General features: G+C 44.8%; 7 protein-coding genes and 1 pseudogene. All 8 read left to right on the top strand.

Features of this window, described 5'->3' with window-relative positions; genetic code table 11:
- A pseudogene (locus tag QVO99_RS02390) lies at positions 1–263 on the top strand (acyltransferase); the annotation flags it as partial.
- Between the two features lie 79 nt (positions 264–342).
- Entirely contained in the window at positions 343–3,063 is a 2,721-nt protein-coding gene (locus QVO99_RS02385) for a golvesin C-terminal-like domain-containing protein (protein WP_022315995.1), read from the top strand.
- Positions 3,064–3,210: 147 nt separating this feature from the next.
- Positions 3,211–3,531, top strand: coding sequence for a hypothetical protein (locus QVO99_RS02380; RefSeq protein WP_022315994.1), 321 nt, complete (start codon positions 3,211–3,213; stop codon positions 3,529–3,531).
- The gene (locus QVO99_RS02375) at positions 3,531–5,651 is read left to right on the top strand and encodes a YgiQ family radical SAM protein (RefSeq protein WP_022315993.1); all 2,121 of its coding nucleotides are present in this window, start codon (positions 3,531–3,533) and stop codon (positions 5,649–5,651) included. The genes QVO99_RS02380 and QVO99_RS02375 overlap by 1 nt, the downstream gene beginning before the upstream one ends.
- Positions 5,578–6,390, top strand: coding sequence for a hypothetical protein (locus QVO99_RS02370; RefSeq protein ID WP_044065848.1), 813 nt, complete (start codon positions 5,578–5,580; stop codon positions 6,388–6,390). Before QVO99_RS02375 ends, QVO99_RS02370 begins: the two co-directional genes overlap by 74 nt.
- Before the next feature lie 68 nt (positions 6,391–6,458).
- Positions 6,459–7,214, top strand: coding sequence for a 3-deoxy-manno-octulosonate cytidylyltransferase (gene kdsB, locus QVO99_RS02365; RefSeq protein WP_022315991.1), 756 nt, complete (start codon positions 6,459–6,461; stop codon positions 7,212–7,214).
- Between the two features lie 308 nt (positions 7,215–7,522).
- Positions 7,523–8,857, top strand: a complete 1,335-nt coding sequence (locus tag QVO99_RS02360; RefSeq protein ID WP_288176882.1) for a TolC family protein — start codon at positions 7,523–7,525, stop codon at positions 8,855–8,857.
- A gap of 83 nt (positions 8,858–8,940) precedes the next feature.
- Positions 8,941–10,119: an efflux RND transporter periplasmic adaptor subunit gene (locus QVO99_RS02355; RefSeq protein WP_022315989.1), complete on the top strand. Its 1,179-nt coding sequence runs from the start codon at positions 8,941–8,943 to the stop codon at positions 10,117–10,119.
- Positions 10,120–10,186: the final 67 nt, after the last annotated feature.

Raw genomic sequence — 10,186 nt, 5'->3', positions numbered from 1 at the left:
AGTTCAGACTATGCATCACGCCGGAAGGCACAAGAAAAAGAGTGGAAGACTGGAAAAAAGGTTTCTACTTTATAGCCCTGAAGGCCAACCTGCCGATTCTGCTCTATGGCGTGGACTATGAGAAAAAGGAAATAACATGTACGGAATGTTTCCATCCTACAGGCGATGTGGAAAAAGACATGAAGCACATAAAGCTGTATTTCAAGGACTTCAAAGGAAAGAAACCGGAAAATTTCTCCATAGGAGACGCAGCTCAAGAATAGAAGTGAGCAATAACTTATTGCAACTGCTCAGTGGTTCCGGCCATCATCGACTCGGAAAAATGAAACACACCGGAAAAAGATGAAAAAGAAGATTGTCATATTGGCGGCAGTAGCAATGCTTTGTGCATGCGCAAGCCACCGCGACTCCTCAAAGACAAAATGGAAGGAGACCCTTTACGCTTCTGTGAAACAAGACGGCAAGGGCAAAAAAGAAAAGAAAAGCAAAAAGAAGAAGAAAGATAAGAGGAATAAGCAGGAAGCCTCAACAGAAAACAAGACCACACCCATTGTACCGGCAAAACGAGGTAAAGAATATGACGGGGAACAATGGGTGAGAAATATGTCGTGGCCACTGAAGCCAACGAAAGGCCTGCTGAACAAGCATTTTGCCGTGTGGGCAAGTCACGGAAGATACTACGACAAGAACAAAGACAAATGGGAATGGCAAAGACCAAACCTATACTCCACGACGGAGGATCTGTTCACACAGACAATCGTAGTGCCTTATCTTATTCCCATGCTCGAAAATGCCGGGGCAACGGTGTTCTCTCCAAGGGAAAGAGACTGGCAACCAAGTGAGGTGATAGTGGACAACGACAACCCACAACTGCCCTACTACACCGAAACCTCACTACAAGGACGTTGGACTGATGCAGCAACGCCGGGTTTCGCTGGAGTAGCGCAAACTATATTATATGGTAATACAAATCCCTTCACATGGGGAACTACCCGCAAAACGAAGGCAGACAAAATGCCTACATGTATGATTTCATACCAACCTCGAATAGAAAACGAAGGAAGGTATGCCGTATACGTAAGTTATCCCACGCTCAAAAACAGCGTGGACGATGCTGAATACACCGTTTACCACAAAGGAGTCAAGACTGTATTCAACGTGAACCAACGCATGGGAGGCGGAACATGGGTTTATCTCGGAACATTCGAATTCGGGAAAGGGTGCTCTTCTGACAACCGTGTAGTACTTTCTAATTCAAGCCGCTGCAAAGGAGTAGTAACGGCGGACGCCGTACGCTTCGGAGGCGGTATGGGAACGGTAAACCGCAACGGCCAGACAAGCGGAATGCCAAGGTGTCTGGAGGGCGCAAGATACTATGCACAATGGGCTGGAGCACCTGAAAACGTATACAACTCATATAATGGGACTGACGATTATAAAGACGATATAAACACCAGGTCGAAAATGACGAACTGGCTTGCTGGAGGTTCTTGCTTCGTTCCTGACAAGGACGGAAAGGAAGTGCCGCTTGAGATGTCACTTGCAGTACACAGCGATGCCGGATACGCCCCCGACTTCAGGTCTATATTCGGTTCGCTGGCAATATGCACAACGCAATTTCACGACGGACTTCTCGCTGACGGTTCATCGAGACAAACATCAAAGACTCTTGCTCAGAACCTGCTTTCCGGATTGGACAACGACATGAAGCGGTTATTCGGCAAATGGAACAAAAGGGATCTCTATGACCGGAACTATTCGGAAACAAGACTGCCAGAAGTACCGTCGGCCATTATAGAGACCCTGTCGCACCAGAGTTTCCCGGACATGATTATGGGACAAGATCCTAACGTGAAGTTTGTGATAGCAAGAAGCTTATACAAGACGATACTGAAATTTACAGCTGAAAGACACCGCAACGACTACATCGTGCAACCACTCGCCCCCAAGAACGCCTATCTTCGTTTCGTTGACGAAGGAGTGGTGGAACTGACTTGGGACGCACAAGCTGACCCACTGGAACCATCAGCAAAGCCAACAGGATATATTGTATATACCGCAGCTGGAAGTCAAGGGGGATTTGACAATGGTGAGCTTGTACAAGGCAGGAAGATACGAATAAAACTATCGCCTGATGCCGTTTATAGATTCAGGGTTACAGCGACGAACAAGGGAGGAGAAAGCTTCCCCTCAGAAACTCTGACAGCTGTTTATCACCCAGGAGCTACTAAAAGCATACTGATAGTTAATGGATTCTACAGACTGGCGGCTCCTGCCATAGTGAAAAACGAATGGCAACAGGGATTCGACCTGGCATCTGACCCTGGTATGCAAATGGGAATGACAGTGGGATGGAGCGGACAACAGATAAACTTCGACAAGTCGCGTCATACCACTGTAGGACCTGATGGGTTGGGATATAGCGGTACGGAACTGGAAGGACGTTTCATAATGGGAAATACCTTCGACTATACCGCTGAACATGCCGAAGCAATGGTTCCGATGAAGAAATACAATGTGGTGAGCGCATCGTCTCATGCTGTTGAAAACGGAAGGGTGAATCTTTCAGAATACGCATGCGTAGACCTTATATTGGGCAACCAGAAATATACCTCCACGGCGACAGAAGATTACAAGACGTTCTCATATCTGATGCAGAAGGTTCTTGAAGACTATGTCGCAGCAGGTGGCAACATACTGGCAAGTGGTTCCTATATCGCCTCAGACATGCAGTCTGACAGAGAAAAGACTTTTCTGCGCAACGTGCTGCATATTGATGATTATGCAGAAGATACCGGACAGTCTGTGTCGGGAATGGGAACAGCATTCGACATTTATGATTCACTCAACGACAGGCATTACGCCGCAACAAGAGTAAACGTGGTAACACCCACTCCACAAGCATTCTGCACGCTTACTTACGCCAATGGCAAGTCGGCCTGCGTGGCATATAATGGAACCGCCAACAGGACTCTCGCAATGGGTTTTCCTTTCGAATGCATAACATCGGCAAAAGCAAGGAGAATGATAATGAGGGGATTCCTGACATTTCTAAATGAATAAATAAACAAGAGGGAACAAATAAACAAATTAATTTGACCCGGCAAATGGTCAAGTAAACCTCCTCATTCACCTGTCAGACCATCGACAGACAGAAGGAGAAATACTTGTCTGACCCATTAATTTGAAAACAAATAAAAACAAAATTAAATGTACAAGATTCAAGCTAACGCTTCGGGAACAAGAAGCATAAACGTGACAGACGAACATCTGGCAACAGTAAAGAAATATTCATTATTAAGAAATCTCATCGACAGCACAGGCTTCATTGACGAAACCGTACTCGACAAACTCAAACTCAACATGAGGTCGATGCTGGAGTCGAACATGGGAGCAGACAAAGGGTTGATAGACCTGTGTCTCGACGTGATTTACAACAAGAACATGAAAGCTTTCGGACTACACCAACTCGTACTCCTATATATAGAATGGGACGAGAAAAACAACGGTGAAACCGAAATGGAGGACTGATGGCAGAACTGAGACTAACAGATTGGCTGCCAACGACAAAGAAGGAAGTAGAGCTCAGGGGATGGGATGAACTAGACGTCATTCTGTTCTCTGCAGACGCATACGTAGACCATCCGTCGTTTGGAGCGGCAGTAATAGGAAGAGTGCTTGAGGCCAACGGATTGAAGGTGGCAATAGTGCCACAACCCGACTGGCACGGCGACTACCGGGACTTCAAGAAACTTGGAAAGCCGAGACTGTTCTTCGGAATATCTCCTGGCTGCATGGACTCAATGGTGAACAAATATACGGCAAACAAAAGACTGAGGTCGGAAGATGCATATAGCCCCGACGGAAGACACGATTGCAGACCGGAATATCCAACCATCGTATACAGCAGAATCCTAAGAGAGATTTACCCAGACGTGCCTATAGTGCTAGGCGGCATAGAAGCTTCCCTGAGAAGACTCACCCATTACGACTACTGGCAAGACAAGCTCATGCCTTGCATTCTGAAAGAAGCCGGGGCAGACATCATAATATATGGTATGGGAGAGAAGCCCATCGTGGAACTAGCCAAGCAACTCGTTGACGGCAAAGAAATCAAAGAGATTAAAGACATTCCACAGACAGTTTACATTTCACCAGAAGATGGAATAAGCGGAGGAATAACAGAAAAGGACATCGTTATCCACTCCCACGAGGAATGTCTGCAAAGCAAAAAGGCAGAAGCGGAGAACTTCAGACACATAGAGGAAGAGTCAAACAAAATCCATGCACAGCGCATCATACAGGGATTGGGCAAAGAATACGTAGTGGTGAATCCTCCTTATCCACCGATGGACACTAAGGAATTGGACATGGTCTTCGACTTGCCTTACACTCGTTTGCCACACCCTAAATACAAGAACAAACGCATTCCGGCATACGAGATGATAAAATTCTCTGTTAACATCCACAGAGGATGTTTTGGAGGATGTGCCTTCTGCACCATAAGTGCGCATCAGGGCAAATTTATAGTTTGTCGAAGCAAAGAAAGCATACTGAAAGAAGTGAAGAAGGTAATCCAGATGGATGGTTTCAAAGGCTATCTCAGCGACCTTGGTGGTCCGTCAGCAAACATGTATGGAATGTCTGGACGCAACAAGAACCTATGTGAGAAATGCAAGAGACCATCGTGTATCAACCCACAGATATGTCCGAACCTCAACACGGACCACACGGCTCTGCTCGACATCTACCATTCTGTTGACGCTCTGCCTGGAATAAAGAAAAGTTTCATCGGAAGCGGTGTGAGATACGACTTGCTGCTGTACAAAAGCAAGGACGATAAAGCGAATAAGGCTGCACGAGAATATACAAGGGAACTTATTTGTAAGCACGTAAGCGGACGACTGAAAGTTGCTCCAGAACACACGTCAGACAATGTGCTGAGGCTTATGAGAAAGCCATCATTCGAACAGTTTGGAGAATTTAAACGGATGTTCGATAGAATAAACAATGAAGAGAACCTGAACCAGCAAATTATCCCCTACTTCATAAGCAGCCATCCTGGTTGCATGGAGGAAGACATGGCGGAACTCGCGGTAAAGACAAAAAGACTGGATTTTCATCTGGAACAGGTACAGGACTTCACGCCCACTCCAATGACGGTAAGTACAGAAACATGGTATACAGGTTTTCACCCATATACACTCGAACCTGTGTTTTCAGCCAAGACACCGAAAGAAAAACTCGCTCAAAGGCAGTTCTTCTTTTGGTATAAGCCCGAAGAGAGACGAAACATTGAAAGAGAGTTGAAACGAATTGGAAGAGCTGACCTCATAACCCAACTCTATGCTAACGTCTACAGACAGACATCTGCCGGTCCACGCACCAGCAACCAATGGAAGGACGACGGACAAGATTCACATAAAGGCAACGGCCGAAGCCGCAACAAAAAAGAATATGTTCACAACGACAATGGATATTCGAAAAATAGCAGCGACTATGTATGGAGTAAGAACAGGTACGGAAAGAACACAGGCAGAACAGGAAGACTTACTTCAAGCAACAACGAAAAAGGAAATGACAATCATAGAACAAAAGACGGAAGGAAAGGCGGGCAGGCTGCTAAACGAGGACGGCATAACGGCAGATGACAATTTCGTTGCCGTCGTAGACGGAAGTACAAGCAAAACAGAACTGAAAGTTAACCCTGAGATGAGTAACGGCAGATACTGCATGCTCGCTATCATAAAAGCCATCAAAAAGATGCCACGCGACATCTGTATGGAGAGATTTTGTGAAAAGGTGACAGAAGAAATCCGTTCCATATATAATGCACATGCTGTTGACATTCAGAAGTTGAATGATGTTCCAACGAACAGGATGACGGCAAGTGCCATCGTCTTCAGTCTCAGCAGGAAGGAGATATGGATGGTGGGCGACTGTCAGTGTCTCGTTGACGGTAAACTATACGAGAATCCTAAACCAGGGGAAAAAGAAATTGCAGCCCAAAGAGCGCTGATAATTAGAAAATCCTTGAAAGAAGGTATGTCAGAAGCCGAAATGAGAAGAAATGACATCGGGCGCAAAGCAATATTGCCAACATTGAAGAAAGCATGTCTGGAACAGAACAAGCTCTACCCGGTAATAGACGGATTCAATATCCCTACACATCTCGTGAAAGTTATACCCATAGATGACAAAACGCATGAAATAGTGCTTGCCTCTGACGGATACCCAAAGTTGATGCCTACGCTAAACGAAAGCGAAGCAGAGCTACAGAGACTGCTTGAAGAAGACCCGCTATGCATATACGAAAACATAGCGACCAAAGGCCTCAATGAGGGACAAACTTCTTTCGATGACAGATCATATATAAGGTTCAGAATTTGATGTCAAGTCACCCACAAACGCACTCAATGGAATTCCATTGTCAATTTAAAACTAAAAAAAACATAAATATGAAATTCGTAGGAATAATACCGGCAAGATACGCATCACAACGTTTCCCCGGAAAACCACTCGCCATACTTGGCGGTAAGACTGTGATTCAAAGGGTCGTCGAACAAGTAAAGAAAGTGCTCGACGACGTATATGTAGCTACTGATGATGACCGCATTTTCAATGCGGTAGCAGAATTCGGCGGAAATGCCATTATGACTTCCACTAAACACAAGAGCGGAACTGACCGTATTGAAGAAGCAGTAGAAAAACTCAGTGAGGAGTACGACGTTGTGATAAACATACAAGGCGACGAACCGTTTATCCATGAATCACAGATAAAAGAACTATGCCGTTGTTTTGATGACGACAACACTCAGATAGCGACACTCGGAAAGCCCTTTACAAAAGATCAGGACATTGTTGATCTTGACAATCCGAACTCTCCCAAAATAGTTAGAGACAACAATGGATATGCAATGTATTTCAGCCGTAGCGTGATTCCATATCTCAGGAATGTGGATCATGGTGAATGGCTTCAGAACTTCAACTATCTGAAACACATCGGCCTCTATGCCTACAGAAGAAACGTACTGAAAGAAATAACCAAGTTGCCACAGTCGTCACTCGAAATGGCAGAGAGTCTGGAGCAATTGAGATGGCTGCAGAATGGATACAAGATTAAGGTGGGACTGACCGATGTTGAAACCGTAGGCATTGACACTCCAGCAGACCTGCAGAGAGCTGAAGCCTTTCTGACAAAGAACAAGGGATAAATCCTTCATCATCCTAACCTTCTCAAAGGAAGAAACAAATTATCAAAGCAGACTACGAATAGACCTATTCTGTCTCATATATGCACAATAAGATAATAGGCTACAGTTTCTTACTTTGAAAAGATTAGGATGATTTTTCACAATCACGCTCGTCCATGAGTCCGTATTTCTGTTAAAAAACAGTTAATTTAGAGGTTCTACATCTAAGAAACAAAACTTTTCCTCTACTAACACACCCCTTATATCTATTTCATTATCATGCAGGGAATAGAATGCCTATATTTGCAGAGTAATCAAAGAAAGCAAATATGAACAAAATCATTATGACTACAGCCTTGGCATCTTTGTCGATAGTCTCCTCTCTTGCGCAAAGTACAAAACAGTGGACTCTTGAGGAATGCATTGACTATGCCATGGCCAACAATATCTCATTGAAGAAGAAAGCACTCGATAAGCAGACTGCACACGAGAATACTCTCCAGGCAAAAGCCCAACTGCTGCCATCTGTGAATGCAAGCACAACTCAAGGGGTGGGATTCAGGCCGTGGCCAAACGAAAGCATGGGTATGGTGAGCAATGGTACAGTACAACGCAGCGTAGACAAACTGTCGTATAACGGTACATACGGAGTGAATGCCAACTGGACAGTATGGAACGGCAACAAAAGCACCAACACTCTGAAATTAAGCAAAGTGGCAGAAGAACAAGCCGCTGCCGACTCTGCCATAACGGCAAAGACAATCGAAGAGCAGATAACACAGCTCTACGTACAGATTCTCTATACCAACGAGGCCCTGACAGTAAACAAACAATCATATGAGGCAAGTCTGGCTAATGAGAATAGAGGCAAAGAGATGGTAAATGTAGGAAAGATGTCGAAAGCAGATCTGGCACAACTCTCAGCTCAGGCAGCAAACGACAAATACGGCATAGTGGAAACAGAGAGTAATCTGGCAAAATACAAGTCACAACTTAAACAACTGTTGGAGATTACTGCTGAAAGTGGTTTTGAAATAGTTTTACCAGAAGCAACCGACACCCAAGCCACAGCAACAGTTCCAGCCCTTAGCTTTGTCTATGAAAATGCCATTACAAACAGACCGGAGATCGTATACAGCCAGCTTGGAATAAAAGGCAGCAATCTGAACATCGCCATAGCAAAGGCAAGCTACATGCCTACGATAAGTCTCACAGGATCAGCGATGACAAGTTCCTCATCGATGAACGAGAACTCATGGGTAAACCAGATAAAAACGAACTTCGACATGGCGCTTGGAGCTACAGTAAGCATGCCTATCTACGATCAGCGACAAACAAAGACAGCATTGAACAAAGCTCGTATTGCAAGAGAAAACGCATTGCTGGAACTGGACGACCAGAAGAAGAAAATATGGAATACCGTTGAGGGATACTGGATAGATGCCAACAATAACCAACAGAAATATCTGGCAGCAAAGAGTAATGTTGAAAGCGCGCAAATGAGCTACGACCTTATGAGCGAGCAATTCAGATTAGGATTGAAGAACATTATAGAATTGATGAACAGCAAGACGAATCTGATTAAGGCCCAACAGGATATGCTACAAAGCAAATACATGACAATTCTCTCAAAACAGATGCTTGACCTTTACGGCAATAGATAGCCAACAAGCAATCTATCCGTGAAGTAATCTTACATGATAAAAAAAGAATCAAGAATATCAAAAAACAAGAAAGTATTAAGAATATGAAAAAGATAAGCCAAATATGGATTGGGATTGGCATTATAGCAGTCCTCGCGATAGCAACATGGATGTTCTCCGGAGGAAAAAAAGAACAGGCGGTGACATTTGACACGGCAAAGGTTGAACTTGCAAATATCAAGAACAGCGTTACGGCTACGGGAAGCGTAGAGCCTGTGACTTCAGTAACTGTGGGTACACAAGTATCAGGAATCATCTCAAGACTGTATGTTGATTACAATACAGTGGTGAAGAAAGGACAGATAATAGCAGAATTGGACAAGACAAACCTCATTAGCGAACTGAATACCGCAAAGGCGAACTTGTCGAGTGCACAGAGTTCACTGAACTACGAATCTGCAAACTACAAGCGCTATGCAACATTGTTCAAGAAAGGACTGGTAAGCGCAGACGAATATGAATCGGCAAAGCTGAACTTTGAGAAAGCTAAAGACCAGGTTGCCCAGTCGAGAGAGATGGTCCAGAAAGCCCAAACCAATCTCAGCTATGCCATCATCACCTCACCAATAGACGGAGTTGTGATTTCCAAGTCTGTAGAGGAAGGACAGACCGTAGCCGCAAGCTATGCCACCCCTGAACTCTTTACTATTGCCAAAGACCTGAAAGATATGCAGGTTGTGGCAAACGTAGATGAGGCCGACATCGGCGACGTGAAAGAAGGCGAGCGCGTATCATTCACCGTCGACGCCTATCCTAACGACACTTTCGAAGGAGTCGTGAAACAAGTAAGACAGGAAGCTACAACGACAAACAACGTAGTAACGTATGAAGTAGTGATAAGTGCCCCAAACAGCGAACTGAAGCTGAAGCCAGGCCTCACAGCCAACGTAACGATCTATACGGCAGAACGGCAGAACGTGTTGTGCGTTTCCACAAAGGCTTTGCGTTTCACTCCGACCCAAGATCTGATTAAAGGCTGCAAGATAGTTGACTGTAAGGGGAAAAATAAAGTATGGACACGCGAAGGCAACACTTTCAAGGCACATGCTGTACAAATAGGTATGTCTGACGGAATACATACCGAGATTCTGAGTGGTGTGAGCAAAGGACTGGAGATAATAACCGACGCTAAGGCTGCCAACGGAAATGATGATGAACAGGCTGAAAACAACAGCGAGAGCAGTCCATTCGCTCCTAAAGGTCCACGCCAAAAGAAGAAATAACAACAGTTAAGTTTCACATCAATGAAATTCACCGGTTCCATAAACCCAAATCGGTCATTAGGCCGTT

The organism is Prevotella sp. CAG:592, assembly GCF_000436015.1.
Classification (GTDB): domain Bacteria; phylum Bacteroidota; class Bacteroidia; order Bacteroidales; family Bacteroidaceae; genus Prevotella; species Prevotella pectinovora.
The sequence above is the reverse complement of the archived record's forward strand: the minus strand, read 5'-3'. Positions and strand labels throughout refer to the sequence as shown.